Origin of the sequence: Bradyrhizobium agreste, assembly GCF_016031625.1 — a bacterium.
Lineage (GTDB): Bacteria > Pseudomonadota > Alphaproteobacteria > Rhizobiales > Xanthobacteraceae > Bradyrhizobium > Bradyrhizobium agreste.
Genome location: NZ_JACCHP010000025.1, coordinates 151,175 through 177,375, shown reverse-complemented (window position 1 = coordinate 177,375; position 26,201 = coordinate 151,175). Strand labels below are relative to the sequence as shown.

General features: G+C 65.5%; 30 protein-coding genes and 1 pseudogene. 12 read left to right on the top strand and 19 right to left on the bottom strand.

All coding sequences use genetic code 11. The annotated features are described in order from the left end of the window. Window positions 1-226, top strand: a pseudogene (locus HZZ13_RS30405) (IS481 family transposase); the annotation flags it as partial. A gap of 135 nt (window positions 227-361) precedes the next feature. Here the strand turns inward: HZZ13_RS30405 and HZZ13_RS30400 are convergent. The 6 genes from HZZ13_RS30400 to HZZ13_RS30375 all read right to left on the bottom strand — a co-directional run bounded on the left by HZZ13_RS30400 (window position 362) and on the right by HZZ13_RS30375 (window position 6,424). After that, a complete protein-coding gene (locus HZZ13_RS30400; protein ID WP_197963181.1) occupies window positions 362-1,276 on the bottom strand; it encodes a PhzF family protein in 915 nt (304 codons plus the stop codon). Window positions 1,277-1,437: 161 nt separating this feature from the next. Then, complete coding sequence (locus tag HZZ13_RS30395; protein WP_197963180.1) at window positions 1,438-2,745, bottom strand: adenylate/guanylate cyclase domain-containing protein; 1,308 nt, start codon at window positions 2,743-2,745, stop codon at window positions 1,438-1,440. Between the two features lie 109 nt (window positions 2,746-2,854). Next, the gene (locus HZZ13_RS30390) at window positions 2,855-4,018 is read right to left on the bottom strand and encodes an ABC transporter permease (RefSeq protein WP_197963179.1); all 1,164 of its coding nucleotides are present in this window, start codon (window positions 4,016-4,018) and stop codon (window positions 2,855-2,857) included. Beyond that, window positions 4,015-4,947, bottom strand: coding sequence for an ABC transporter ATP-binding protein (locus HZZ13_RS30385; RefSeq protein WP_197963178.1), 933 nt, complete (start codon window positions 4,945-4,947; stop codon window positions 4,015-4,017). The genes HZZ13_RS30390 and HZZ13_RS30385 overlap by 4 nt, the downstream gene beginning before the upstream one ends. After that, window positions 4,944-5,732 carry an HlyD family secretion protein gene (locus HZZ13_RS30380; RefSeq protein ID WP_197963177.1) on the bottom strand — a complete coding sequence of 263 codons (789 nt, stop codon included), beginning with the start codon at window positions 5,730-5,732 and terminating at the stop codon, window positions 4,944-4,946. Before HZZ13_RS30380 ends, HZZ13_RS30385 begins: the two co-directional genes overlap by 4 nt. Further along, a complete protein-coding gene (locus HZZ13_RS30375) occupies window positions 5,729-6,424 on the bottom strand; it encodes a TetR/AcrR family transcriptional regulator (RefSeq protein WP_197963176.1) in 696 nt (231 codons plus the stop codon). Before HZZ13_RS30375 ends, HZZ13_RS30380 begins: the two co-directional genes overlap by 4 nt. Window positions 6,425-6,535: 111 nt before the next feature. Here HZZ13_RS30375 and HZZ13_RS30370 point away from each other — a divergent pair, with 111 nt between their 5' ends. From HZZ13_RS30370 to HZZ13_RS30360, 3 genes are read left to right on the top strand one after another with little or no spacing between them, the layout of a single operon-like run. Beyond that, entirely contained in the window at window positions 6,536-6,871 is a 336-nt protein-coding gene (locus tag HZZ13_RS30370; protein WP_197963175.1) for an ArsR/SmtB family transcription factor, read from the top strand. Continuing rightward, window positions 6,868-7,329: an SRPBCC family protein gene (locus HZZ13_RS30365; protein WP_197963174.1), complete on the top strand. Its 462-nt coding sequence runs from the start codon at window positions 6,868-6,870 to the stop codon at window positions 7,327-7,329. The genes HZZ13_RS30370 and HZZ13_RS30365 overlap by 4 nt, the downstream gene beginning before the upstream one ends. Before the next feature lie 15 nt (window positions 7,330-7,344). Next, complete coding sequence (locus HZZ13_RS30360) at window positions 7,345-7,758, top strand: GFA family protein (protein ID WP_197963173.1); 414 nt, start codon at window positions 7,345-7,347, stop codon at window positions 7,756-7,758. 4 nt (window positions 7,759-7,762) lie between these two features. Here the strand turns inward: HZZ13_RS30360 and adhP are convergent, their stop codons facing one another. The 11 genes from adhP to HZZ13_RS30305 all read right to left on the bottom strand — a co-directional run bounded on the left by adhP (window position 7,763) and on the right by HZZ13_RS30305 (window position 16,906). Then, window positions 7,763-8,788, bottom strand: coding sequence for an alcohol dehydrogenase AdhP (adhP, locus tag HZZ13_RS30355; protein WP_197963172.1), 1,026 nt, complete (start codon window positions 8,786-8,788; stop codon window positions 7,763-7,765). 140 nt (window positions 8,789-8,928) lie between these two features. Then, window positions 8,929-9,339: a DUF2000 family protein gene (locus HZZ13_RS30350; protein ID WP_197963171.1), complete on the bottom strand. Its 411-nt coding sequence runs from the start codon at window positions 9,337-9,339 to the stop codon at window positions 8,929-8,931. Between the two features lie 132 nt (window positions 9,340-9,471). Beyond that, a complete protein-coding gene (locus tag HZZ13_RS30345; protein WP_197963170.1) occupies window positions 9,472-9,861 on the bottom strand; it encodes a DUF4189 domain-containing protein in 390 nt (129 codons plus the stop codon). A 134-nt stretch (window positions 9,862-9,995) separates the two neighbouring features. Next, complete coding sequence (locus tag HZZ13_RS30340; protein WP_197963169.1) at window positions 9,996-11,600, bottom strand: NTP transferase domain-containing protein; 1,605 nt, start codon at window positions 11,598-11,600, stop codon at window positions 9,996-9,998. Then, a complete protein-coding gene (locus HZZ13_RS30335; RefSeq protein ID WP_197963168.1) occupies window positions 11,597-12,298 on the bottom strand; it encodes an XdhC family protein in 702 nt (233 codons plus the stop codon). Before HZZ13_RS30335 ends, HZZ13_RS30340 begins: the two co-directional genes overlap by 4 nt. A gap of 2 nt (window positions 12,299-12,300) precedes the next feature. Next, window positions 12,301-12,624 carry an XdhC family protein gene (locus HZZ13_RS30330; RefSeq protein ID WP_025037240.1) on the bottom strand — a complete coding sequence of 108 codons (324 nt, stop codon included), beginning with the start codon at window positions 12,622-12,624 and terminating at the stop codon, window positions 12,301-12,303. A gap of 10 nt (window positions 12,625-12,634) precedes the next feature. After that, window positions 12,635-13,837, bottom strand: coding sequence for a vWA domain-containing protein (locus HZZ13_RS30325; RefSeq protein WP_197963167.1), 1,203 nt, complete (start codon window positions 13,835-13,837; stop codon window positions 12,635-12,637). 150 nt (window positions 13,838-13,987) lie between these two features. Next, complete coding sequence (locus tag HZZ13_RS30320; protein ID WP_197963166.1) at window positions 13,988-14,929, bottom strand: AAA family ATPase; 942 nt, start codon at window positions 14,927-14,929, stop codon at window positions 13,988-13,990. Between the two features lie 61 nt (window positions 14,930-14,990). Beyond that, window positions 14,991-15,797 carry an FAD binding domain-containing protein gene (locus HZZ13_RS30315; RefSeq protein WP_197963165.1) on the bottom strand — a complete coding sequence of 269 codons (807 nt, stop codon included), beginning with the start codon at window positions 15,795-15,797 and terminating at the stop codon, window positions 14,991-14,993. 27 nt (window positions 15,798-15,824) lie between these two features. Further along, window positions 15,825-16,310, bottom strand: a complete 486-nt coding sequence (locus HZZ13_RS30310; RefSeq protein WP_027560187.1) for a (2Fe-2S)-binding protein — start codon at window positions 16,308-16,310, stop codon at window positions 15,825-15,827. Window positions 16,311-16,459: 149 nt separating this feature from the next. Then, on the bottom strand, window positions 16,460-16,906 hold the full coding sequence (locus HZZ13_RS30305; RefSeq protein ID WP_197963164.1) for an SRPBCC family protein: 447 nt from the start codon (window positions 16,904-16,906) through the stop codon (window positions 16,460-16,462). 169 nt (window positions 16,907-17,075) lie between these two features. Between HZZ13_RS30305 and HZZ13_RS30300 the strand changes: the two genes are divergently transcribed. The 3 genes from HZZ13_RS30300 to HZZ13_RS30290 all read left to right on the top strand — a co-directional run bounded on the left by HZZ13_RS30300 (window position 17,076) and on the right by HZZ13_RS30290 (window position 19,813). Continuing rightward, the gene (locus tag HZZ13_RS30300) at window positions 17,076-18,431 is read left to right on the top strand and encodes a 3-carboxy-cis,cis-muconate cycloisomerase (protein ID WP_197963163.1); all 1,356 of its coding nucleotides are present in this window, start codon (window positions 17,076-17,078) and stop codon (window positions 18,429-18,431) included. 98 nt (window positions 18,432-18,529) lie between these two features. Continuing rightward, window positions 18,530-19,312, top strand: a complete 783-nt coding sequence (gene pcaD, locus HZZ13_RS30295) for a 3-oxoadipate enol-lactonase (RefSeq protein WP_197963162.1) — start codon at window positions 18,530-18,532, stop codon at window positions 19,310-19,312. A gap of 108 nt (window positions 19,313-19,420) precedes the next feature. Next, window positions 19,421-19,813: a carboxymuconolactone decarboxylase family protein gene (locus HZZ13_RS30290; protein ID WP_024340834.1), complete on the top strand. Its 393-nt coding sequence runs from the start codon at window positions 19,421-19,423 to the stop codon at window positions 19,811-19,813. Here HZZ13_RS30290 and HZZ13_RS30285 read toward each other — a convergent pair. Both HZZ13_RS30285 and HZZ13_RS30280 read right to left on the bottom strand, forming a co-directional pair. Beyond that, window positions 19,775-20,314, bottom strand: coding sequence for a hypothetical protein (locus HZZ13_RS30285; RefSeq protein WP_197963161.1), 540 nt, complete (start codon window positions 20,312-20,314; stop codon window positions 19,775-19,777). The two genes, HZZ13_RS30290 and HZZ13_RS30285, sit on opposite strands and share 39 nt — an antisense overlap. A gap of 272 nt (window positions 20,315-20,586) precedes the next feature. Next, entirely contained in the window at window positions 20,587-20,757 is a 171-nt protein-coding gene (locus HZZ13_RS30280) for a hypothetical protein (RefSeq protein ID WP_197963160.1), read from the bottom strand. Window positions 20,758-21,018: 261 nt separating this feature from the next. On the opposite strand from HZZ13_RS30280, the gene HZZ13_RS30275 reads away from it, so the two are divergent. The 5 genes from HZZ13_RS30275 (at window position 21,019) to HZZ13_RS30255 (ending at window position 26,101) form a co-directional block, all read left to right on the top strand. Beyond that, on the top strand, window positions 21,019-21,936 hold the full coding sequence (locus HZZ13_RS30275) for an ABC transporter permease subunit (RefSeq protein WP_197963159.1): 918 nt from the start codon (window positions 21,019-21,021) through the stop codon (window positions 21,934-21,936). Window positions 21,937-21,947: 11 nt separating this feature from the next. Beyond that, entirely contained in the window at window positions 21,948-23,267 is a 1,320-nt protein-coding gene (livM, locus tag HZZ13_RS30270) for a high-affinity branched-chain amino acid ABC transporter permease LivM (RefSeq protein ID WP_197963158.1), read from the top strand. Then, on the top strand, window positions 23,264-24,097 hold the full coding sequence (locus HZZ13_RS30265) for an ABC transporter ATP-binding protein (protein ID WP_197963157.1): 834 nt from the start codon (window positions 23,264-23,266) through the stop codon (window positions 24,095-24,097). Before livM ends, HZZ13_RS30265 begins: the two co-directional genes overlap by 4 nt. After that, a complete protein-coding gene (locus tag HZZ13_RS30260) occupies window positions 24,094-24,831 on the top strand; it encodes an ABC transporter ATP-binding protein (RefSeq protein ID WP_197963156.1) in 738 nt (245 codons plus the stop codon). Before HZZ13_RS30265 ends, HZZ13_RS30260 begins: the two co-directional genes overlap by 4 nt. A gap of 151 nt (window positions 24,832-24,982) precedes the next feature. Next, a complete protein-coding gene (locus HZZ13_RS30255; protein ID WP_197963155.1) occupies window positions 24,983-26,101 on the top strand; it encodes a branched-chain amino acid ABC transporter substrate-binding protein in 1,119 nt (372 codons plus the stop codon). Window positions 26,102-26,201: the final 100 nt, after the last annotated feature.

Here is a 26,201-nt window from a genome sequence, read left to right as displayed (position 1 = left end):
ATTGCCAAGCAAGCTGCCCGAGCCTGAGTACGAGGAAGGAGCAATCGTGCGCAGGGCCAGTCAGCTCAAGGCCAACTTACGCTTCGGCAAGCGGCGCTGGCGCGTCCCGGAGGCCTTCCGCGGCGAGCTTTTGGCCATCAGGCCACTCGCCACCGATGGGCAATTCGGCGTCTACTTCGGAGCCCATCAAATCGCATCCATCGATCTACGAGGTGATGCAAAATGAACCCGTTACCCATGTCTCCGAACGGTGTTACCCATGTCCCCGGTCCGCACACTTGTCCCGGCCATCCACGTTCTTCCTCCCAGTGGTCAAGACGTGGATGCCCGGGACAAGCCCGGGCATGACGATGGATGGAGCCTACCCCTCCCCCGCCAGCCGGAACGTTCCCTCCATCATCTCTACGCAAGCGCCGCCGACGTGAGCGGACGCGATCTTGCCGTCCTGCTTGCGCACGCGCGTCGAGAGGATGCTCGGACGACCCATGTCAAAGCCCTGGCCGACTGTGAGCTTGAGCTCACCGTCACGCACGGGATCGAGATCGGCGAACAGCGCGGCGGCGGCGACCGTGGCGCTGCCGGTGGCGGGATCCTCGACGAGACCGCTGGCACCGCGCATGAACATGCGCGCCTGCCGCTCGCAAGGCGTCTCCGTCGCTGGCACATCGCGCGTATAGAACCACACCGAGCGGGCACCATCGCGCGGCAAGACCTTGCCAAAGGCCGCAGCATCGGGCCGGGCCCGCTTCAGCGCCTCGCGCGAATGCAGCTCGATCACCAGAAACGCGTTTCCGACGGTGACGATCTCAGGCTCGTGATTGTCGCTCCTGATGTCGTCTGCGCCAAGCGAGATGCAGCTCGCCGCTTCGGCAGCCGACAGCCTTGAGAGCCGCTCTAGCCGCTGCGGCGCGGTGAGCTCGGTTCTGATCACCCTGCCCTGCTCTCGCACGATCGCGACCGGAACCAATCCGGCCTTCTCCTCGAACAGCAGGCGCGGCTTCGGCTCTTTCGCCATCGAGGCCAGCACGAAGGCGGTGCCGACATTGGGATGGCCCGCAAAGGCGATCTCCTGCACCGGCGTGAAGATGCGGACCTCGGCATCGTTGGCCCTGTCGCGCGGCGGCAGCACGAAAGTGGTCTCGGAATAGTTGAACTCGGTCGCGATCGCCTGCATCTGCGCAGTCGTGAGCCCGGCGGCATCGAGCACCACGGCGAGCTGGTTGCCGCCGAAGGCGCGGTCGGTGAACACGTCGACGGTGACGTAGCGGCGCTGCATTTTCGCTTCCCCATGCAAGTCGCGGCCGCGACCGGCCGCATCGCGCAGCACTCTACAAGCCTGAAACATCGCTCGTCATGCCCCAAAATTCGGAGCAATCGGAGCAATCGCGCTAGCGGGAGTCAGAAGGTGCAAAGAGCGAACAACCAGGGATGTAAAGTCTACCCCAGCTGAAACACCGGCACTTTCTGCTCGTAGCCGCGCACCTCGACTTCGCCGAGCGGCACGGCATCGCTGCCGTCGGCACCGAGCGCCTCGCGCACGGACGCGGAGATCAACAGCTGCGAGCCGAAATCCTTGTTCAGCGCCTCGAGCCGCGCGGCGAAGTTCACGGTGTCGCCGATGACGGTGTATTCCTTGCGCCGGGGCGAGCCGATATTGCCGGCGACGACCTCGCCGAAATGGATGCCGATGCCGATCCGCAGCGGCCAGCTGCTCTCAGCGTTGATGCGCTCCATTGCCCTCAGCATCTCGCGGCCGGCGGCGACCGCGCGGTGCGCGGCGTCGGATGCTTCCAGCGGCGCGCCGAACAGCGCGAGGAAACCGTCACCGAGAAACTTGTTCACGATGCCGCCCTGGCGGTCGAGAATGTCGACCAGGACGGCGAAGGCGCCGTCGAGCCGGTCGACCACCTCCTGCGGCGTGCGCGACTGCGCACCGGCCGTGAAGCCGCGGAAATCGACGAACATCACCGCGACGCGGCGGACGTCGCCGCTTGCGCGCGTTCCCGCCGTCATCAGCCGCTCCACCACCTGCGGCGAAACGTGCTGGCCGAACAGATTGGTGACCCGGTCGCGGGCGGTGGCGGCCGCGATGCTCGCGGCGAACTGCCGCCGCAATTGCGCGCCGACGGCGCCGGCGAGCACGCCGCAGATCAGGATGATGGTGCTGCGGACCGCGTGAAAATAGAGCTGGGGCTCGCCGACGCTGCTCGAGGGATCGTAGGCCAGTGCGACCGCGAACAGCTCGGCAGCAGCGACGAAGCCAGTGAAGGTCGAGAGCCAGAAATCGAGCCGCAGCGTCGAGAGGATGACGAAAATGAAATACATCAGCGGCACGGCGAAACCGAGGGCCTGGGTCGCGCCCATGGTCCGGATCTGCAGGATGAGGATCACGGTTGGCAGCGACGTCTCGATCAGCGTGCCGATATAGCGCCTGGCCACCGGCACGTCGCGATCGAGGCGGAGGTTCTTCCTGATCTGGGTGTGAACCCAGACCTCGAACAAAATGAAGCCGACGAGCAGGCCGTAGACTTCGGCGAGCCCTTCGGTGCCGCGCCAGACCCGGTTCACCACGGCGGGGTCGATCAAATAGATCGCGGTGAGGAACAGCGTCATGGCGCAGCCAGTCGCGATCAGCGCCCGCACCCGCAACAGCTCGGTGCGCAGCACCTCCCGCGTCAGCTCGCGCTCGAAGTCCTCCGACAAGGCGGCATGCTGCCGCGCTTTCCTGCTCGCAAACTTGGCCATTCCACCCCCTGTCATTCCGGGGCGCGGCGAAGTCGCGAACCCGGAAATCTCGAGATTCCGGGTTCGATGCTGGCGCATCGCCCCGGAATGACTCAATGGCTAGTTTGCCTCAATCCAGCGTACGGCGGAAGCGCGTCACGGCGACGGTCATGGCGAGCAGCATCAGGCCCGCCAGCGCCAGCGTATCGAAGCGCAAATTCTCCATGGTCGCGCCCTTCAGCATGATGGCGCGGACGATTCGCAAATAATGGGTCAGCGGCAGACATTCGCCGAGATATTGCGCCCAGGCCGGCATGCCTGCGAACGGGAACATGAAGCCGGAGAGCAGAATGCTCGGCAGGAAGAACATCATCGACATCTGCATGGCCTGGAGCTGGTTCTGGACCAGAGTCGAGATGGTGTAGCCGATCGACAGATTGGTGGTGATGAACAGCGTCGACAGCAGCGCCAGCAGCACGAGATTGCCGAGCACGGGCACGCCGAACAGGCCGACGCCGATGCCGATGATCAGGAAGGCCTGGAGGAAGCCGACCAGCACGTAAGGCACGATCTTGCCGAACATCACCTCGACCGGCTTGATCGGCATCGACAACAGGCTCTCCATTGTGCCGCGCTCGACCTCGCGTGTGACCGAGAGCGCGGTGAAGATCAGCATGGTCATGGTGAGGATGGTGCCGACGAGGCCGGGCACGATGTTGAGGCTGGAATTCGCGGCTGGATTGTAGCGGGCATGGGCGCGGATCTCGAACGGCATCTCCGGGGGCCCGCCGATATAGAGATCGTGCGCGAGCGCGGTCTGGACGACCATTCCGAGCGAGCCGAGCGCCGCGCTTGCGGCGACGGGATCGGTGGCGTCGGCCGCGACCAGCAGCGCCGGCCTGTCGCCGCGCCGCACCGCCCGCTCGAAGCCGCGCGGGATCTCGACGCCGAACAACACCTTGCCAGACTTCAGGAGGTTGTCGAAATCGTCGACGTCGTGAACCTCGTAGAGGAAGCGGAAATATTTGGTGTTCTCCAGCGCCTTCAGCACCGAGCGGGCGAGATCGGAATCCTCCTGGAGCAGCACCGCACTCGGCAGATGGTGCGGCGTGGTGTTGATGGCATAGCCGAACAGCGTCAGCTGCATCACCGGCAGCATCACGATCATAGCGAACGAGACGCGGTCGCGCCTCAGCTGGATGAACTCCTTGATCAGCATCGCGTAGGAGCGCCGCAGGAAGCCGAAGTGCTCGCGGATGTCGCGCCGTGGTTCGGGATGTTCGACCGCGCTCATTGGAAATTGTCCTTGGAGCGTGCCATCAGTTCGATGAACACGTCTTCGAGCGAGGGCGACGACTTCTGCCAGTTCAGTCCGCTTTTCTCGCGCCAAGGCGCGATGCTGGCTTCGAGCGCCGGGACGTTGCGGCCGGAAACATGCAGCGAGGTGCCGAACGGCGCCACCATGTCGATGCCGGGCTTGCCCGTGAGCGCGGCGCCAAGCTCGTTCAGGTCTTCGCCCGTGACGGTATAGGTCGTCAGCGCGGATTTCGCGATCACCTCCTCCACCGTGCCGTGCGCCAGAAGATAGCCGTAGGCGATGTAGGCGATCTCGTGGCAGCGCTCTGCCTCGTCCATGTAATGGGTCGAGACCAGCACAGTGAGACCCTCGGCCGCGAGGGAATGGATCTCGTTCCAGAAATCGCGCCGCGCCTTGGGATCGACGCCGGCGGTCGGCTCGTCCAGCAGCAACAATTGTGGATTTGGCAGCGTGCAGGCCCCCAGCGCCAGCCGCTGCTTCCAGCCGCCGGAGAGCTCGCCGGCGAGCTGCTCCTCGCGCCCCGAGAGCCCGAGCCGCCTGATCATGTCGCGTGCGGCGCCGCGCGCATCAGTGAGGCCATAGAGCCGCGCCACGAATTCGAGGTTCTCGCGCACCGAGAGGTCCTGGTACAGACTGAAGCGTTGCGTCATGTAGCCGACCTGGCGCTTGATCTTCTCGGCATCGCGGCGGATGTCGTAGCCGAGGCAGGTGCCCTCGCCGCTGTCGGGCGTGAGCAGGCCGCAGAGGATGCGGATGGTGGTGGTCTTGCCCGAGCCGTTGGGACCGAGGAAGCCGTAGATCGAGCCGCGCTTCACCTGCATCGACAGATCGTGCACGACCTCGCGGCCGCCGAACGATTTGCTCAGGCCTTTGACGTCGATGGCGATGCCGTTGCCGTTGCTCATCGCTTGTCCGCTACGGGTGTCTTGGGGTTGAGGTAGACGTCGATCGGCTGTCCGACGCGCAAGGCATCGGGCCGCGCGGGACGCGCCTGGATCAGATAGACCAGCTTGTTGCGCTCCTCGAGGCTGTAGATGACGGGCGGCGTGTACTCGGCCGAGGTCGCGATGAAGTAGATTTTCGCCGTGAGATCGGCGGCGCAATTGTCACAGGAGACGCGCACCGTGTCGCCGATCGCGAGCTTCGGCAACTCGGCCTCCGGCACGAAGAAGCGCAGCTTCATGTTGCCGGGCGGCATGATCGAGAGCACCGGCCGCTGCGCCGCCACCATCTCGCCTTCGCGGAAATAGATCTGCTGGATGGTGCCGGCGACCGGCGCAAAGCCCTTGCGCCGCGCCATCCGCGTCTGCGAGGTCGCCACCCGCGCCTCCGCGACGCGCAAGGCGGACACGGCGGAATCGAGATTGGCCTGCGTGCCCGCACCGGTCTTGCTCAGCGAGGCCGCACGGTCGTAGGTCTGCTGCGCGTTCGCAAGCGTCGCCTTCTGCTGGTTGAGGTCGGCAAGCTGGAGATCGTCATCGACGGAATAGAGGTGATCGCCGACCTTGACCTCGTCGCCTTCGCGGACGTTGAGCTTGGTGACCCGCCCGGCTTCGTCCGGACTGACGAAGATCATGTCGGCCTCGACCCAGCCCTGGAAGCCGGGATCGCGCCTCTCCTTGCACCCGGCCAGCGAGATTGCGAGCGCGATCGCCAATACAACACTGAAAACTGCTTGCGACGACCTCATGTCGTCCTCCGTTCGCCAAAAATCAAATCGAGATGAACGCGCAGCATCTCCTGCGCGTCGAGCGGCGCATGCCGCGCAAACAGGCTCTGCCAGATCACGGCGATCATCGCCGGCGCGACCAGGATCTGCGGATAGCGCGCGAGGTCCTTCTGCCGGATCTCGCCGCGCGCGATGCCGAGCTCGATCAGCGCGCGCATGGCAGCGATCCCGCGCGAGACCACCTCGCGGTAGTAGAAGTCGGCGACGGACGGAAAGCGCGGCCCCTCCGCCACGATCAGACGCACCAGATCGCCGCGCCTCGTGCCGATCACCTCCTTCAGGAAGTTGCCGGCGAACGTCTCGATGAGGTCGCGCACCGAGCCCGCCGGCGGCGGCAGCGTGGTCAGCCGCGCCACTACGGGAACGATGACGATGCGCACCAGCTCCTCGAACATCGATTCCTTGTCCTTGAAGTGCAGGTAGATCGTGCCCTTGGCGACGCCGGCGCGCTTGGCGATGTCGTCGAGCCTGGTGGCGGCAAAGCCGCGCGCAATGAACTCCTCCATCGCCGCCTCCACGATCGCCGCGCGCCGCTCCGCCGCCCGCGTGGCGCGGTTCGAGGCAGGCGCAGTATCGGGGCCTGCAGCCGCAGGGCCGTTCGCGAGGATGGGAGCCGTAGAGGGCGAGGCGGCTTTGGTCGGTTTCTTCGGCATGCTGAATATATGACTGACTAGTCAGTCATAGTCAACAGGCTGCGAGACGGACTCGATCGTCCCAGACGAATTAGTCTTGACTAATGCATTAGTATCCGCTAATTTGATTCCATGATTGAAACCACCCCAAACCCCGTCACCACCGTGATGCGCGCCCTTGCCGATCCGACCCGTCGCGCCGTGTTCGAACGTGTGTTCGAGAGCAAGGAGATCAGCGTCGCCGAGCTGACGCGCGGCAGCGGCGTCACGCAAGGCGCCGTCTCGCAGCACCTGAAGTCGCTGAAGCAGGCGGGCCTCGTCGCCGAGCGCGCCGAGGGCCGCAACGTCTATTACCGCGCCGCGCCGCAAGGACTCGAGCCACTGGTCACCTGGATGGACCATTACGGCGTGTTCTGGCGCGAGCGTTTCGAGAACCTGCGTGACCTCTTGAAGGAGATCGACCCGTGAGTGCTGCCGCGTTGAAAGCCGACACACGAGACATCGTCATCGACGAGGTCTTCCCTCACACAGCCGAGACGATCTGGAAGGCGCTGACCAGCGCGCAGCTGATCGGGCGCTGGCTGATGCAGCCGACCGGCTTTGAAGCCGTCGAAGGCAAGGCCTTCACCTTCCAGACCACCCCGGGGGGCAATTGGGACGGCGTGATCCATTGCCGGGTTCTGGAGGTCGTGCCGCATCGCCGCCTCGTCTACGCCTGGAAGGGCGGCGACGAGCGCAACACCGGCTACGGCGCCCCGCTCGACACCGTCGTGACCTGGTCCCTCAACCCGGTCGAAGCCGGCACGCGGATCCGCCTCGTGCATGCGGGCTTCGTCCTGCCCAGGAACGAGTCGGCCTACACGGTGATGAGCGGCGGCTGGAAGAAGGTCGTTCGCAAGCTCGACGAGATCAGCGGCGAAGGTTGAGTGGGAGATATCGCGATGGAAAAGCCCTATACCGGCGGGTGCGCCTGCGGCGCGATCCGCTATTCGATTCTGGGAGAGCCCCTCTTCAGCAATCACTGCCAGTGCCGCGACTGCCAGCGGGAAAGCGGCAGCGGCCATGGCTCGTACGCGACCTTCGCGCGCGCTGGCGTCACGCTGACGGGCGATGCCAGGCACTGGGACATGGTCGCCGACAGTGGCAAGGTGAAGACGCGCGGCTTCTGCACACAATGCGGCGTAGCTGTCTACATGACCTTCGCGGCGCAGCCTGACGTCTTCACGATCCGCGCGGCAAGCCTCGACGAGCCCGCCCGCTACAGGCCGCAGGCGGTGACCTTCGCCGCGCGCGGCCATGAGTGGGATCCTCTCGACCCTGGCCTCGTGAAATTCGAGGGCATGCCGCCGGGGTAAAGCCCTAGCCAAAATCCAGCACCATGCGGCTGTCGATCTTGCCGGCCTTCATCCGGTCGAAGACGTCATTGATCCCCGCGAGCGGCACTTTCGTTACCTCGGCCTTGACCTTGCCGTCGGCGGCAAATGCGATGGCTTCGTCGAGGTCGCGGCGGGTACCAACGATGGAGCCGCGCACGGTGATGCGCTTGAGCACGACGTCGAAGATCGGCGTCGGGAATTCGCCCGGCGGCAGACCAACGAGGCTGACGGGGCCCTTGCGGCGGACCATCTTGAGCGCCTGCGCGAAGGCCGGCGTCGAGACCGCGGTCACCAGCACGCCGTGGGCGCCGCCTCCGGTCGCCGCCAGCACCTTGTCCACAGCATTGGCTGCAAGCGCGTTCACCGCGAGATCGGCGCCGGTCTCACGCGCGAGCTCGAGCTTGTCTTCGGCGATGTCGATGCCCGCAACCTTCAGCCCCATCGCCTTGGCGTACTGGATCGCGACATGGCCGAGCCCGCCGATTCCGGAGATCACGACCCACTCGCCTGGCTTCGCCTCGGTTTCCTTCAATCCCTTGTAGGTGGTAACCCCGGCGCAGAGGATCGGCGCGATGGCCGCGAAATCGATCGTCCCCGGCAGCTTGGCGGCGAAGGCAGCCGAGGCGATGACATATTCGGCAAAGCCGCCGTTCACGCTGTAGCCGGTGTTGTGCTGGTGCTCGCACAGCGTCTCCCAGCCGGTCTCGCAATATTCGCACGACATGCAGGCGTCGTGCAGCCAGGCTGCGCCGACCGCGTCGCCAACTTTCAGATTCTTCACGCCGGGCCCGAGCGCGGCGACGATGCCGGCGGCTTCATGGCCGGGGATGAATGGCGGCACCGGCTTCACCGGCCAGTCGCCGGAGGCGGCATGCAGATCGGTGTGACAGACGCCGCAGGCCTTGACCTTGACCAGAACCTCGCCCGGACCGGTCTGAGGCACTGGCACGTCCTCGATCACCAGCGGCTTGCCGAATTGCTTGACGATTGCGGCTTCCATGGTCGGCATCGGTCTGCTCCTCTGTGCTTTGTGAAGCAGAATAGCGACGCCGCCCGGCGCACCCTTGACGGGAGTCAAACAGCACAAAGTTTGCGCAAGGGCGGGTCCATCATGACACCCCGATGACGCCGCGCGGTGCTCTCGATCTGTCAGCTATGGAACCTGAGACCGTCGACGATCTTGTCGATCACCTTCCGCTCGGCCCGCATCGCAATGCCGACGAGATTGAGATCGCTACGCGCAACCGCCCTCACCGCCTCGCGGTTGGCGGCGTCGTGCGTGGTCTTGAACATGTCCTCGGTATAGACGGCCGGCGTAACGTTACGCGTCAGCGCGCGGTCCAACGCACGCGACAACGCCGGACCGTCGGCGCCATAGATCAGGATCGGCTGGCCGATCAGTGCATGATATTTGGTGCCTGAGGCGTCTTCATAGGCCTCGCCGATGCAGTCCGGAAAAGCCGCGGCGATGCCGCTGGTGAGAAAGGACGCGACGTTCAGCTTCTGCCAGGCCTGAAGATCGGTGCGGATCACGACGGCGATCTTGGTATCGAACTGCATGTGGTTCCTCAGGTTGTCATTCCGGGGCGCGCCACTCGGCGCGAGCCCGGAATCCATTCGTCCACCTACTCTGTAGCTCAATGGATTCCGGGCTCGATGCTAGGCATCGCCCCGGAATGACGGCAAGAAAAATCAGCCTTTCGCGTCGCAGGCCCAGGCGCGGATCACACATTCCTTGCCGCCGTATTTGTAGCACTCGCGCGTAGCGGCATTGAGCGAAGCTGAGATCTTCGGCTTGACGGCATAGCCGTAGGCGCCGCAGGGATTGGTGAGATCGACCGACATCGCAGCGCAGGCGCGCTTCATCGTCACGGTCGTGCAATCGCCCTTGCATTGCTTCTGCGCCGCGGCGCGGGCCTCGTGCTCGTGGCCATAGTCGAAGGCCTGGCCATAAGCGCCGCACTTGCCGACCGCAAACGCGCCGGCCGCGTGCGCATCCGTGATGTAGCGAGCGCCGGCGACGGAAACGGACAGCGCAAAGAAAAACATCGCGCAACGACGCACGACGACGTTCGAAGTCATGGAAGAACCCCTCCCCCCAAGGCAGGTCGGGGGAACTCTAAGCGGCGGTCGTTTCCAGATGGTGAACGGGTGGTTGAAAGCCGCGTGAACTGTAATGTGTCGCCCCGAAAGCAGTCCCTACGACACACGGCAGACTAGCCCCGCCTTGCCGCCTCCAGCGCCTGCGGCGTATCGATGTCGAGGAAGGCGCTCTCGCCGTCGACGGGCACTTCTGCGACGGCTTCGGTGTGCTTGGCGATCAGATGCCGCGCGCCGACGTCGCCGTCGAGCGTCATCAACTCCCCAAAGAAGCGGCGCGACCACAGCACCGGGTTGCCGCGGCGGCCCTCGCTGACGGGCACGACGATGAGATTGCCGCGGTCGGGCGCGAAACTGTCGATGAGCCGGTCGATCAGGCTGGCGTCGATCAGCGGCATGTCGCCGAGACACACCACGGCGCCGTCGCAGGTCTCGGGCACCGCCGCGATGCCGGCCTTCACAGAACTGGCGATGCCGCCGGCGAACTCCGGATTGCGGACGAACCTCACCTTCAGGCCTTGCAGCGCCTGCTCGACGAGCTCGGCCTGGTGGCCGGTGACGACGATCACCTCGGATGCCTTGGAGGCCAGCGCCTGCTCGGTCGCGAGACGCACCAGCTTCTTGCCGTCGAGCTCGGCGAGCAGCTTGTTCGGCCCGCCCATCCGGGTCGAGCGGCCCGCCGCGAGCACGATAGCCGCGACCTGGCTGTTGCCCTCGGTCTCAGGCTTGGCGCGCGGCTGCGGCCGCGTCACGATCTCCATCAAGAGGCCGCCGACGCCCATGCCCATCAGCTCGGAGCGGGTCACCTTGATGCCGGCGAGAAGCCGCATCAAGACCCAGTCAAAACCGTTCTCGACCGGCGAGCGCGCGCAGCCCGGCGCGCCCAGCACCGGCACCTCGCCGGCGCGGGCGATCAGCAAGAGATTGCCGGGGTCGACCGGCATCCCGAAATGCTCGATCTCGCCGCCGATGCCGGTGACCGCCGCCGGAATCACGTCGCGGCGGTCGGCGATCGCGGACGCGCCGAACACGATCACGAGCTCGGCGCCGAGGCCGAGCAAGTCCTTGATCGCGGCCGACAGCGCCTGCTCCTCGTGCGGGACCCGGCGCTCGGCGATGATGCCGGCGCCGGCCGGCGCCAGCCGTTCGGCGGTGACGCGCAACGTCTTGTCGATCACCTTGGTGGACAGGCCCGGCAGCAGCGTCGAGACCACGCCGACGCGCTTGATCACGTAAGGCGCGACCTTCAACACGTCCTTGCCCGCCGCCTTCACCGCGGCATCGCGCAAACTCGCTTCGACGCCGAACGGGATGATCTTGACGGTGCCGACCATCTCGCCCTCGACCACCGGCTTGTAGGCGGGGAGCGTGGCAAAGGTGATGGCTTCGTCGACGTTGTTGATGCGGTCGACCGCGGCGCGGTCGATCACCAGCACGCCCGCTCGCGCGGCGAACAGATTGGCGCGGCCGGTGAAGGCGCGCTCGACATGGATGCCATCGCCGCCGATGGCGAGCGCGATGCTGGCGGCCGCAACGTCCTCGGAGACGTCGCCCGCCTCCATGCGCACCACGACGATGTCCTTGATGCCGGCGCGCTGGAGCGACTCGACCTCGGCAGGTCCGATCGTCGTGCCCTTCTTCAGCACCAGCGAGCCCTGGCGCAGGGTGTGGACGGTTACCCCGCCGATCGCATCCCTCGGGCTCGCCGGGCCGAACTTCATGCCGCTTCTTCTTTTTCCTTGGGAGGCAGCCGAAGCACGGCCGTGATCTCGGCCATGATCGCCACCGCGATCTCAGATGGCGAGACCGCACCGATCGCAAGCCCGATGGGCGCGTGGATGCGCGCGATGTCGCTTTCCCTGGCGCCCTGCGCCCGCAACCGGTCAGCACGCTTGGCATGCGTCTTCCGCGAGCCGAGCGCGCCGATATAGAAGCAGTTGCGCTCGAAGGCGTGCAGCAGCGCGGGATCGTCGATCTTGGGATCGTGAGTCACCGCGACGAACGCCGTGTAGGCATCGACGTTGAGCGGTGGCAGCGCAGTATCAGGCCATTCGGCGATCAGCGGAATGTCGGGAAAGCGCTCGGGGCTCGCAAAGGCCGTGCGCGGATCGACCACGGTGACGTCATAGCCGAGCGAGCGCGCCAGCGGCGCCAGGGCCTGGCTGATATGGACCGCGCCGATGATGACGAGCTTTGCCGTCGGGGCGTAGACGTTGAGGAACAGCTTCTTGCCGCCGGCCTCGACACTGGCGCTCTTGCCCATGCGAAGCTGCTTGTCCAGCTCGGGGCGCAGCGGATCCTTGGCGAAGTCCTTCGCCTTCACCAGGCGTTGCTCGCCGCTCTCGGTGTCGGTCACCAGGATCACCGGCCGGCGCGCGGCGCGCTCGGCATTGAGTTCGTGCAGGATATCGAGCTTCACGGCTAACCGACCTTCTCGACAAAGACTCGGATGGTGCCGCCACAGGACAGCCCGACGTTCCAGGCGGTCTCGTCGGCGACGCCGAACTCCAGCATCTTCGGCTTGCCGCTCTGGATCACGTCCATGGCCTCCGTGACAACGGCGCCCTCGACGCAGCCGCCGGAGACGGACCCCAGGAACGTGCCTTCGTCGTTGATGACGAGGCTGGAGCCCGCCGGACGCGGCGCCGAGCCCCAGGTCTCGACGACCGTCGCCAACGCGACGCCACGGCCGGCCTTCTGCCAGTCCTCCGCCGCCTTCAGGATGTCCTCGTCGCGATCGAGCATGGCTGGCCTCTCAAGCTGCGGAGCGGATCAGGCTGCGGTGATGCGGCGGCAGCGGCTGGGAGAGCGTCGTGATCAGCTCCTGGATCGAACTCAAATTATGCACGGGCCGGAATTCGTCAACGTGGGGCAGCATCATTTTGATGCCCTGCGCCTTGGCCTCGAAGCCGCCAAACCGCAGTAGCGGGTTCAGCCAGATCAGCCGCCGGCATGACCGGTGCAGCCGGTCCATCTCGAAGGCGAGCCTGGAATCGGCCTCCCGTTCCAGCCCGTCGGAGATCAGGAGCACGATGGCGCCCTGGCTCAGCACCCGGCGCGCCCACAATTTGTTGAAGTTGTGCAGTGAGGCCGAGATGCGGGTGCCGCCGGCCCAGTCCTCGACCGAGGCCGAGCAGCTCGCCAGCGCCTCGTCCGGGTCGCGCTGGCGCAGCGCGCGGCTGACATTGGTGAGGCGCGTGCCGAACAGGAACACCGAGACGCGCTTGCGGGCATCCGTGATCGCATGCAGGAAATGCAGGAACAGGCGGGTGTACTCGCTCATCGAGCCCGAGATGTCGAGCAGCGCCACGATCGGCGCCGGCTTCTCGATCCGCCCGAGGCGATGGATGTCGATGATGTCGCCGCCGGTGCGCAAGGAGGTGCGCAGGGTGCGGCGGAGGTCGAGGCGCAGGCCCCGCGCATCGGGCCGGCGCCGGCGCGTCAAGAGCTCAGCCTGCGGCAGATGCATCCGCTCGATGGCGCGGAGCGCCTCGGCGATCTCCGCCGCGCTCATCTGCGCAAAGTCCTTCTTCTGCAGGATCTCCTTGTCGGAGACCGACAGGCGCAAATCCTGCTCCTGGTGCTGCGGCGTCTCGGTCATGCGGGGCTGCGCCATCGCCTCCTGGACGCGGCGGGCGCCGGCCTGCGGCTTCTTCTTGGCCTCGTCCGGCAGCGGCACCGAATCCAGCATGTGCTTCCATTCTTCCGAAGCGCGGAAGAACAGGTTGAAGGCTTGGCTGAAGATCAGCGCATGCTCATGGCGCTTGACGAAGATCGCCTCCAGCGTGGTGAAGACGTCGGATCGGCTGCCGATGTCGATCACCTGCAGCGCGCTCATGGCATCGATGACCGCGCCCGGCCCGACCGGCAGGCCGGCGGCACGCAGCGCGCGGGCGAAGCCGATGATGTTGTCGGCGAATTGCTCGGTCTTTTCGGGGGCGAGGTGGTTGATGGCCATGGTCTCGTATCCATCCGCTTGTCATTCCGGGGCGCGCCGCTTGGCGCGAACCCGGAATCCATTCTTCCACCAACTCTGCGGCCCGATGGATTCTCAGGTGCGCAATTGCGCACCGTAGTTCGCGCTAACGCGCGCCCCGGAATGACGAACTCAATCGACCTCGCTCGTCGCGTCCTTCAGCACCTTCTGCAGCGCCTCGCCCTGCATGCGGGTGATGTCGTCCTGGTACTTGAGCAGCGCGCCCAGCGTGTCGCCGACCACTTGCGGGGTCAGCGAGCGGGCATCGAGCTCCGACAGCGCCGTGGCCCAGTCGATGGTTTCGGCGACGCCCGGCGACTTGTAGAAGTCCTGGTTGCGCAGCGCCTGCACGAAGCGCACGACCTGCTGCGACAGCTTGGCGGAGATGCCGGGCACGCGCGTCTTGACGATCGCAAGCTCGCGCTCGGCGGCGGGATAATCGACCCAGTGATAGAGGCAGCGCCGCTTCAGCGCGTCGTGGATCTCGCGCGTGCGGTTGGAGGTGATGATGACGATCGGCGGATGCGGCGCCTTCACGGTGCCGAATTCGGGGATGGTCACCTGGAAGTCGCTGAGGATCTCGAGCAGGTAGGCCTCGAACGCCTCGTCGGCGCGGTCGAGCTCGTCGATCAGCAGCACCGGCGGGCCGGCAACATCAGGCTCCAGCGCCTGGAGCAGCGGCCGCTTGATCATGTAGCGATCCGCGAAGATGTCGCTCGAAAGCTGATCGCGATCGGTGTCGCCGACGGCTTCCGCCATGCGGATCGCGATCATCTGCGCCGCGCTGTTCCACTCGTAGACGGCCGAGGAGACGTCGAGGCCTTCGTAGCATTGCAGGCGGATCAATTTCCGCCCCAGCGCCGCCGAGAGCACCTTGGCGATCTCGGTCTTGCCGACGCCGGCCTCGCCTTCCAGGAACAGCGGCCGGCCCATCCGCAGCGACAGATATGTCACCGTCGCCAGCGAGCGCTCGGCCAGATAGCCGCGCGCCGTCAGGAGTTCGAGCATCGCATCGACCGATGCCGGCAATCCAACTAAAGTATTGGCACCGGAAGGTGTGGCCGCTGAAGTCATGAAAGGCCAGTCTCGTTTGCGCCCTCACCGGGCAAGTATTTGGGCCAAGGCGTGAGGCCCGTCATTCCTTGGCATTGGCGGCATCGACGGCGCGCCGCGTCAGCACGCCGATGAGATGCGCGCGGTATTCGGCGCTGCCGTGAATGTCGCTGTTGAGGCCTTCCGCCGGCACCGAGATGCCCTCCAGCGCCTTCGAGGCAAAGCGCTTCTTCAGGGCCTCCTCGAATGCGGTGACGCGGAACACGCCTTCGGAGCCCGCACCGGTTACGGCAACGCGCACGTCCGAAGGACGCCGCGCCACGAACACGCCGACCAGCGCGTAGCGCGAGGCCTGGTTGCGGAACTTGATGTAGGCAGCCTTCTTCGGCAGCGGGAACATCACCTTGGTGATGATCTCATCCGCTTCGAGCGCAGTCGTGAACAGGCCCTGGAAGAACTCTTCCGCCTTGAGGCGGCGCTTGTTGGTGACGATGGTGGCCCCTAACGCGAGCACCGCGGCCGGATAGTCGGCAGTCGGATCGTTGTTGGCGAGCGAGCCGCCGATCGTGCCCTTGTGGCGCACGGCGGGATCGCCGATTCCGCCGGCGAGATTCGCCAGCGCCGGGATCGTCTCACCGACGATGGCGGAGGTGGCGACCTCGGCGTGCTTGGCGGTGGCGCCGATCACCAGTGAGCGGCCCTTCATCTCGATCGTGTTGAGCCCCTCGATGTGGGAGAGGTCGACCAGATGCGGCGGGCTCGCGAGGCGCTGCTTCATGACGGGAATCAGCGTATGGCCGCCGGCGATCACCTTGGCGTCCTCGTTCTTCACCAGGAGGTTGGCCGCCTGGCGAACGGTCCCAGGGCGATGATATTTGAATTCGTACATCTGTATGTCCTGATCGCAGGGTGCGCGTTACGCGAGGTCGGATTTGGCCATCGCCTTGGCACCGGCGGAGATCGAGGCGACGATGTTCTGGTAACCCGTGCAGCGGCAGAGATTGCCTTCGAGCTCCTCGCGAATGGTGTGGTCGTCGACCTCGTGGCCCTTGCGGTGCACGATGTCGATTGCGGTCATGATCATGCCCGGCGTGCAGAAGCCGCACTGCAGGCCATGGTGCTCGCGGAAGGCCTCCTGCATCGGATGCAGCGGCGCGCCGTCGGCGGCCAGCCCCTCGATCGTCTTGACCTCGTGGCCATCGGCCATCACCGCAAGCGTGGTGCAGGACTTCACGGCCTTGCCGTCGAGATGCACGACGCAGGCGCCGCACTGCGAGGTGTCGCAGCCGACATGGGTGCCCGTCAGCCGCAGATTCTCGCGCAGGAATTGCACCAGGAGCGTGCGGGGATCGACGTTGGCCGTCACAGGATTGCCGTTCACGATGAGGGAGATTTTGGCCATAAGGACTCTCTGTCAGCGCCCCGACGGGTCCCGTCGAAGCGGTTCTTATAATTCTTCCAACCCATCATATGGGCCATTATGCCCCGGGGCAACATCGCCCGGGGCGCAAGGCGCCATGCCGAAGGCGCTACTCTAAAGGTATTGGACCTTCAGCTCTGTACCGCCTTGGCGAAGTTCGCGAAAAACTCGTCGGCCAGCTTCTTGGCGGCGCCGTTGATGAGGCGCTGACCGAGCTGCGCCAACTTGCCGCCGATCTGCGCCTCGACGTCGTAGGAGAGCAGCGTGCCGCCGTCCTTCTCGGCGAGCTTGACCGCCGCGCCGCCCTTGGCGAATCCGGCCACCCCGCCCTCGCCCTCACCGGAAATCTTGTAGCCGTTCGGCGGGTCGAGGTCGGACAGCATCACCTTGCCCTTGAAGCGCGCCGACACCGGGCCGACCTTCATCTTCGCCGTCGCGCGGAAGCCGCCGTCGTCGGTCTTCTCCAGCTCCTCGCAGCCGGGGATGCAGGCCTTCAGCACCTCGGGATCGTTGAGCTTGGCCCACACGGCCTCGCGCGGCGCCGCAAGCTGGACTTCGCCGTTCATCGTCATGGCCATGAGGGTGCCTCCCGGATCGCACTATAGTGCTGATCAAGTAACGCAGCGACGCGGCAAAGAAAAGGCCGGCGGCCGGTCACGTGCAATGCATATTCGCAACTGCAAAATGACGTGTGCGGGCGGTGGGGGATTGGCATGGCCGGGCCATGGTGATTAGGTCGCGCACAACATGAGCACATCCATCTCCCCCCTGCTCGCACCGATGCTGTCGAGCGCCGCCATGCGCGCGGTCTGCGACGACCGGTCCACCCTGCAGAACATGCTCGATTTCGAGGCAGCCTTGGCACGTGCCGAAGCGGCCAGCGCCGTGATTCCGGCATCCGCCGTGAGCCCGATCGAGGCCGCGTGCAAGGCCGATGGCTTCGACCCGGCCGCACTGGCCGACGCCGCGACGCGATCGGGCAATCTCGCGATTCCCCTGGTCAAGATGCTGACCGCCAATGTCGGCAAGAGTGACGCGGAGGCCGCGCGCTACGTGCATTGGGGCGCGACCAGCCAGGACGTCATCGACACCGCGACCATGCTGACGCTGCGCGCCGGCATCGCGGCGCTGGATGCCGACCTCAGCCGCGCCATCAAAGGCTTTGCCGCGCTGGCGCGCAGCCATCGCAACACCGCGATGGTGGCGCGGACCTGGCTTCAGCACGCGCTGCCGATGCCGTTCGGGCTGAAGGCAGCCGAATACGCCTCGAGCCTTGCCCGCGCCCGCTGCCGCCTGCGGCGGCTCTCCCGCGAGGGCCTGGTGCTGCAATTCGGCGGCGCCGCAGGCACGCTCGCTGCGCTCGGCGACAAGGGGCTCGCGGTGGCCGAACGGCTGGCGCGAGAGCTCGATCTGCCGCTGCCCGAGGCGCCCTGGCATACCCATCGCGACCGCATCGCCGAGGCCGCATCCTGCTTCGCCATTCTCGCCGGCAGCTGCGGCAAGATCGCGCGCGACGTCTCGCTCTTGATGCAGACCGACGTCGCCGAAGCGTTCGAGCCGGCCGGCGAAGGCCGCGGCGGCTCCTCGACCATGCCGCACAAGCGCAACCCGGTCGCCGCCGCGAGCGCGCTGGGCGCTGCGGCCATGGCCCCGCAGCTCGCCGCGACGATCTTCGCCGCCCAAGTGCAGGACCACGAACGCAGTGCCGGTCCCTGGCACGCGGAATGGCCGACGCTGCCGCAATTGATGCTGGTCACATCAGGCGCGCTGGCTGCCGTCGTCGACATCGCCGAGGGTCTCGAGGTCGATGCGGGGCGCATGCGCAGCAATCTCGATGCGACGCACGGGCTGATCATGGCGGAGGCCGTCACCTTCGCGCTCGCCGAAGCCATCGGCAAGAGCGATGCACATCATCTCGTCGAGGCCGCGAGCAAGCGCGCGGTGGCCGAGAAGAAGCATCTGCGCGAGGTGCTGTCGGCCGATTCGCAAGTCACCGCGCACCTTTCGCCGGAAAAAATTGCGGCATTGTTCGAGCCGATGGCCTATCAAGGCGCGTCACAGGCGCTGATCGATCGCTTGCTCGATTCATTGGATCTCTCCTGATGTCATTGCCGGGCTTGACCCGGCAATCCATCATCTGGGAAAGATTCTTTTTCTAGATGGATGCGCGGGTCAAGCCCGCGCATGACGAGGAACATGCCATGCCCATGATCGATGCCGACGGATGCCTCATCAACGTCTCCGTCGAAGGCCGCGACGGCGGGCCGACCTTGATGCTGTCGAACTCGCTCGGCTGCACGCTGCAGATGTGGGAGCCGCAGATGAAGTCGCTGACGCAGGTGTTCCGCGTCATCCGTTACGACCGCCGCGGCCATGGCAAGTCCAACGTACCGCCCGGCCCCTACACGATGGAGCGCTTCGGACGCGACGTGCTCGCGATCCTCGACGATCTCAACATCGAGAAGGTGCATTGGTGCGGCTTGTCGATGGGCGGCATGGTCGGGCAATGGCTCGGCGCCAATGCGCCCGAAAGGTTCGGCAAGCTCATCCTCGCCAACACCTCCTGCTATTATGCCGAGCCGACCCGATGGCTGGAACGTATCGAGGCGGTGAAGAAAGGCGGCATCGCGGCGGTCGCGGACGCCGTGATCGCGGGCTGGCTCACCCAGGATTTTCGCGAGCGCGAGCCTGCGATCACCGCGAAGATGAAGTCGATGCTGCTCGCCTCGCCTGTCGAGGGTTATCTCGCCTGTTGCGAGGCGCTGTCGACGCTCGACCAGCGCGCGCTGCTGCCGAAGATCAAGAGCCCGACGCTGGTGATCGCCGGCCGCCACGATGTGGCGACGCCGATCTCGGCGGCCGAATTGATCCGCTCCAACATTCCCGGCGCCAGCATGACCATCATCGACGCCGCGCACATTTCGAACGTTGAGCAGCCGCATGCATTCACCGATGCGGTGGTGGGGTTCCTGACGCAGCGCTAGCAACAACCGTCATTGCGAGCGCAGCGAAGCAATCCAGAAATCCCTCCGTGGAGACAGTCTGGATTGCTTCGTCGCTTCGCTCCTCGCAATGACGGAGAGGAGGACACCATGGACGACCAGAAGCGCCGCGATGCCGGCATGAACGTGCGCCGCAAGGTGCTGGGCAATGCCTGGGTCGACAAGTCGATCGCGAACCGCAATGCCTTCAACACCGATTTCCAGGACCTGATCACCCGCTACGCCTGGGGCGAGATCTGGACGCGGCCGCATTTCGACGAGCGCACGCGGCGCGTGCTCGTGATCGGCACCATGGTCGCACTCGGGCAATGGGACGAATTCCGCCTGCACGTGCGCGCGGCGCTCGCCGAGGGCGGGTTCACGCCCGACGACATCAAGGAGATCCTGCTGCAGCAGGCGATCTATTGCGGCGTGCCGGCGGCGAACCACGCCGTCAAGGAAGCCTCAGCGATTGTGCAGGAGCTCGGCCTGCTCAAGACCTAGAGGCTGAAGATTCGGCGGCGCGGCGGCCTCGGCCGTCTTCGGCCCAGCCGCCGGCTTCTCGATCACGAGCACGACCGCGGCACCGAGCAGGAGCAGGAGCTCGGTGGCATGCAGCCGAAGCGCGGCCAGCTCGCCGACCTTGGAGGCCATCACCATGCTGGCAAAGGAGATCAGGCTGCCGATCGCCAGCGCAATACCGAGCGCCTCGTCACTGCCGCCGCTCTTGCGGGTGCGGGGAATGCAGAGCAGCACGAGGTAGATCGCGAAGAACGCCACCACGGTCAGCCGTCCGAGCGCCAGCAGCCAGGCGGCACGCACCGTGTCCATGCCCGCCATCTGCAAATGATCGCTCAGGTACAGCGCCACCGCGACGCTCGGCCGCTCGTAGAGGCCGTGCACGGGCGCGACAATGATGTTGAAGGCGACGAGGCTCCATACGGGAATAAAATAGGCCGCCAGCAGCGCGCCGTTGACCGAGCCGATCCGCCAATTCCTGAACATGCCGCTTCCCGCCTGGTTTGCCGAGCCCTCGATGGAAGGCGACGGCCATGCCGGAGCTAACTCGCATCAGACTGTGGCGGCAATTTAAACCCTTTGTTTACCTTAACTCGCCCGGACCTAGCTCTGTCATTCCGGGGCGGCTCGGAGAGCCGAACCCGGAATCTCGAGATTCTCAGGTGCGCAATTGTTCGATGCTTCGCATCGCCCCGGAATGACGCCAAGCACAGAAAAAGGCCCCGCCTTGCGGCGGGGCCTCTACTCGAGCTCCCAAACTATTCGTCCTGGCTGCGCTGGCCACCCTGCTGCTGGCCGGGCCGATCGCCCTGGCGCGGATCCTGCTGCTGCTGTCCGGGCTTCTGACCGCCGCCCTGCTGCTGCCCGGGGCGCTGCTGGCCGGGGTTCTGGCTCTGCTGACCGGGCTGCTGGTTCTGCTGCTTCGTCATTCGGGAAACTCCCTCGTTGGACGTCAGAACCAAGGTAACGGCTGGCATTCGCTTTGGTTGCCTCGGGAACCGGGTTCCTCGCAGCCGAGGAACCCGGCGGCAAAATGATCTCTGTACAAGCCTTAAGGCGGAGACAAGGCCAGTTGCGGCCGCCAGTTCCCTCCTGTTACAAAACCAGGTGAACGCTCAAGGGCTGCCGGGGCCCAAGAACTCTCTGCAAGAGCTCCCTTTGAGCCGCGTCAAGTTTGGGTACGGCAGCTTATGGATTATTTCGCCCAGCAGCTCATCAACGGCCTCGTGCTCGGCTCCATCTACGGCCTGATCGCGATCGGCTACACGATGGTCTACGGCATCGTCGGCATGATCAACTTCGCCCATGGCGACATCTTCATGATCGGCGGCTTCATCGCCCTCATCACCTTCCTGATCCTGATCTCGCTCGGCCTCACGGCTGTTCCGGTGATCCTGCTCGTGGTGCTGCTGGTGTCGATGGCAATCACCGCGCTCTATGGCTGGACCATCGAGCGCATCGCCTATCGGCCGCTGCGCCATTCCTTCCGCCTCGCCCCGATGCTGTCGGCCATCGGCATGTCGTTCGTGCTGACGAATTATTCGCAAGTGGCGCAAGGCGCCCGCGTCAAGCCGATCCCGCCCTTCATCACCGGCGGCTACACCCTGCATGAGAGCCAGGACGGCTTCGTGATCCAGCTCTCCAACATCCAGATCATGGTGGTCATCACCACCATCGTGCTGCTCGCGATCTTCACCTGGCTCGTGTCGCGCACCCGGCTCGGGCGCGACATGCGCGCCTGCGAGCAGGATCAGACCATGGCGGCGCTGCTCGGCGTCGACGTCGACCGTACCATCTCCATGACTTTCGTGATCGGCGCCGCGCTCGCCGCCGTCGCGGGCCTGATGTACCTGCTCTATTACGGCCTGGTCGACTTCTTCATGGGCTTCGTCGCCGGGATCAAGGCCTTCACCGCCGCCGTGCTCGGCGGCATCGGCTCCCTGCCCGGCGCCATGCTCGGCGGGCTCGCGATCGGCCTGATCGAGACGTTCTGGTCGGCCTATTTCTCGGTCGAGTACAAGGACGTTGCGGCGTTCTCGATCCTGATCGTCGTGCTGATCTTCATGCCGACCGGCCTGCTCGGCCGTCCCGAAGTCGAAAAAGTCTGACGGACGCGCGCGTGACAGCTCCCTCGACCCACACGACCAAACCTGCAACGGGCATCCCCGCTCTCCTCAAGACCGGCTTCATCAACGCAGTGATCGCGTTGGTGCTGTTCTCGCTGATGGTCGGCATCCGCACCGAGGCGGGTTCCGAGGGCCAGCTCACCTACTGGACACGTTTCGGCGAGCTCGCCTCCCTCGTCGCCGCCGTGTTCGGCGGCTCGATCGTGATCGAGCTGCTGCGGCAATGGATCGGTCCGACGGGCGCCGAGAAATTGGTGCCGCCAGCCGTTCAGAGCGGCATGTCCTTCGTCGGCCGCTATCTTGCGCCCGCGCTGCTGATCTTCACGCTGCTGGTGCCCGTGATTTTCTATAACCAGCGCTATATCCTCGACCTCGCCATTCTCGTGCTCACCTATGTGATGCTGGGCTGGGGCCTCAACGTCGTGGTCGGGCTCGCCGGCCTGCTCGATCTCGGCTACGTCGCGTTCTATGCGGTCGGCGCCTATTCCTACGCGCTGCTCGCTACCAATTTCGGTTGGTCGTTCTGGATCTGCCTGCCGCTCGCCGGCATCCTCGCCGCATTCTGGGGCGTGCTGCTCGGCTTTCCCGTGCTGCGCCTGCGCGGCGACTATCTCGCCATCGTGACGCTCGCCTTCGGCGAGATCATCCGCCTCGTCCTGATCAACTGGCAGACTCTGACCGGCGGGCCGAACGGCGTATCCGGTATTCCGCGTCCGACCCTGTTCGGCATTCCGCTCAACAACAGCGACGAAGGACTGGCCGCCAAGCTCGGCATCGAGTATTCGCCGACCCACCGTATCGTCTTCCTGTTCTATCTGATCCTGGCGCTGGCGCTGCTCACCAATTGGGTGACGATCCGCCTGCGCCGGCTGCCGATCGGGCGCGCCTGGGAAGCCTTGCGCGAGGACGAGGTCGCCTGTCGCGCGCTCGGCATCAACACCACGACGACCAAGCTCACGGCGTTCGCGACCGGCGCGATGTTCGGCGGCTTCGCCGGCGCCTTCTTCGCCACCCGCCAGGGCTTCATCAGCCCGGAATCCTTCACCTTCCAGGAATCGGCGCTGGTGCTCGCCATCGTCGTGCTCGGCGGCATGGGCTCGCAGCTCGGCGTCGCGCTCGCGGCGCTGAGCATGATCGGCGGATTCGAGCTGTTCCGCGGCCTCGAGACCTATCGCATGCTGGTGTTCGGCTGGGCCATGGTGCTGATCATGATCTGGCGGCCACGCGGCCTGGTCGGCCATCGCGCGCCGACCGTCTATCTGAAGAAGGCGCAGGCCATCTCCTCCGACCTCGTCAAGGAAGGCCACGGATGAGCGGCGAACGTATCCTCGACGTCGATCAGCTCACCATGCGCTTTGGCGGCATCGTTGCCGTGCAGGACCTGTCGTTCGCGGCGGAGCGGCGCAAGATCACCGCGCTGATCGGGCCGAACGGTGCCGGCAAGACCACCGTCTTCAACTGCATCACCGGCTTCTACAAGCCGACCGGCGGCGCCATCCGCCTCACCCACGATGACGGCAGGGAAATCGCGTTGGAGCGGCTCAACGACTTCCGTATCGCCAAGCAGGCCAAGGTCGCGCGCACCTTCCAGAATATCCGCCTGTTTCCCGGAATGACCGTGCTCGAAAACCTGATGGTGGCGCAGCACAACATGCTGATGCGCGCCTCCGGATTCACCTTGCTCGGCCTTGTCGGCGTGCCCGCTTATCGCGACGCCGAAAAGCGCGCGATCGATCTCGCCACCGATTGGCTGAAGCGGGTCAGCCTGCTGGATCGCGCCGACGATGCGGCCGGCAATCTCGCCTATGGCGATCAGCGCCGCCTCGAGATCGCGCGCGCGATGTGCACCGAACCTGCACTCCTGTGCCTTGACGAGCCGGCTGCCGGCCTCAACGCGCGAGAGAGCGCCGCGTTGAGCGAGCTCCTGCTTTCGATCCGCAACGAGCTGGGAACGTCGATCCTCCTGATCGAGCATGACATGTCGGTCGTGATGGAGATCTCCGACCACATCGTGGTGATGGATCACGGCGTGAAGATCGCACAAGGCACGCCGCGCGAGGTGCGCGACGATCCCAAGGTGATCGCCGCCTATCTCGGCGCCGACGAGGAAGAGGCCATGGCCGTCATGGAGAGCGGATCGTGACGGCGGCATCCCCCCTGCTCGCGATCCGGGGCCTGCACGCGGCCTACGGCAAGATCGAGGCCTTGAAGGGCGTCGACGTCGAGATCAATTCCGGCGAGATCGTCGCGCTGATCGGCGCCAACGGCGCCGGCAAGTCGACGCTGATGATGACGATCTTCGGCAAGCCGCGCGCCCGCGCCGGGCAGATCCTGTACGAAGGCAAGGACATCACGGCCGTTCCGACCCACGAGATCGCCCATTTGCGCATCGCGCAATCGCCCGAAGGCCGCCGCATCTTCCCGCGCATGAGCGTCGCCGAGAACCTCCAGATGGGGGCCGACGTCACCGAGAGCACGCCGGCGGAACGGGAGAGCACGCTCGAGCGCGTGTTCGCCCTGTTTCCCCGTCTGAAGGAACGTTTCGCCCAGCGCGGCGGAACCCTGTCCGGCGGCGAGCAGCAGATGCTGGCAATCGGCCGCGCCTTGATGAGCCGCCCCCGCCTGCTCCTGCTCGATGAGCCCTCGCTGGGGCTCGCCCCGCTCATCGCGCGGCAGATTTTCGACGCCATCCGCACACTGAACCGGCAGGACGGCCTGACCGTGCTGATCGTCGAGCAGAACGCCAACCATGCCCTCAAGCTCGCCCATCGCGGCTATGTCATGGTCAACGGCCTGATCACGCTGGCCGGCAGCGGCGCCGAATTGCTGCAGCGCCCCGAAATCCGCGCCGCTTATCTGGAAGGCGGCCGGCACTGACCGGCCCCGCCCTGCGCGAGAATGCGGCTAGATATCTGACCTGTGCCCGTATTTTGCCGGTGACTTCTCCTCGAATTCATTCAAGAATGGCGCCGGTTTGAACCGGGGCGTACCCGGCAACTTCCACAGGCGACCACCCGCGAGGTATCTCATGAAATCACTGAAGCTCATCGGTCTGGCATTTGGCGCATCGCTCGCGCTGTCGAGCGCGGCATTCGCGCAGGATGTCACCGTCGCAGTCGCAGGCCCGATGACCGGCGGCGAGTCCGCCTTCGGCCGCCAGATGAAGAACGGCGCCGAGATGGCCATCGCCGACATCAACGCCGCCGGCGGCGTCAACGGCAAGAAGCTCGCGCTCAACGCCGAGGACGACGCCTGCGATCCGAAACAGGCCCGCTCGGTGGCGGAAAAGATCGCCGGCGCCAAGATCCCGTTCGTCGCCGGCCATTTCTGCTCGTCGTCTTCGATCCCGGCCTCTGAAGCCTATGCGGACGGCAACGTCCTGCAAATCACCCCGGCTTCGACCAACCCGCTCTTCACCGAGCGCAAGCTGTGGAACGTGGCGCGGGTTTGCGGCCGCGACGACCAGCAGGGCCTGATCGCGGCGCAGTACATCGCCAAGAACTACAAGGGCAAGAACATCGCGATCCTCAACGACAAGACCACCTACGGCAAGGGTCTTGCCGACGAGACCAAGAAGGCGCTCAACAAGGCCGGCATCACCGAGAAGATGTATGAATCCTACAACAAGGGCGACAAGGACTTCAACGCGATCGTCTCGCGCCTGAAGAAGGAGAATGTCGACCTCGTCTATGTCGGCGGTTACCATCAGGAAGCCGGCCTCATCCTGCGCCAGATGCGCGATCAGGGCATGAAGACGGTGCTGATGTCGGGCGACGCGCTCGCCGACAAGGAGTACGCCTCCATCACCGGTCCCGCCGGCGAAGGCACGCTGTTCACCTTCGGTCCCGATCCGCGCAACAAGCCGACCGCGAAGAAGATCGTCGAGGCCTTCAAGGCCAAGGGCATCGATCCGGAAGGCTATACGCTCTATACCTACGCTGCGCTGCAGGTCTGGACGCAGGCGGTCAAGAAGGCCGGCACCACCGACGCCAAGAAGGTCATGGAGACCATCAAGGCCGGCAAGTGGGACACGGTGCTCGGCCCGATCGAAATCGACGCCAAGGGCGACCTCAAGCAGATCGACTATGTCGTCTACAAGTGGGACGCCAAGGGCAATTACGCCGAGCTCGGCGCCAAGGGCTCCTGATCAAGCGCTCCTGATCAAGGGTTCCTGATCAAGGATGCTCGTCGGGGATGCCGATCAGCGATCCCCGAAGGCTCTGCCATCGCGACCACGCCCCGGCTTG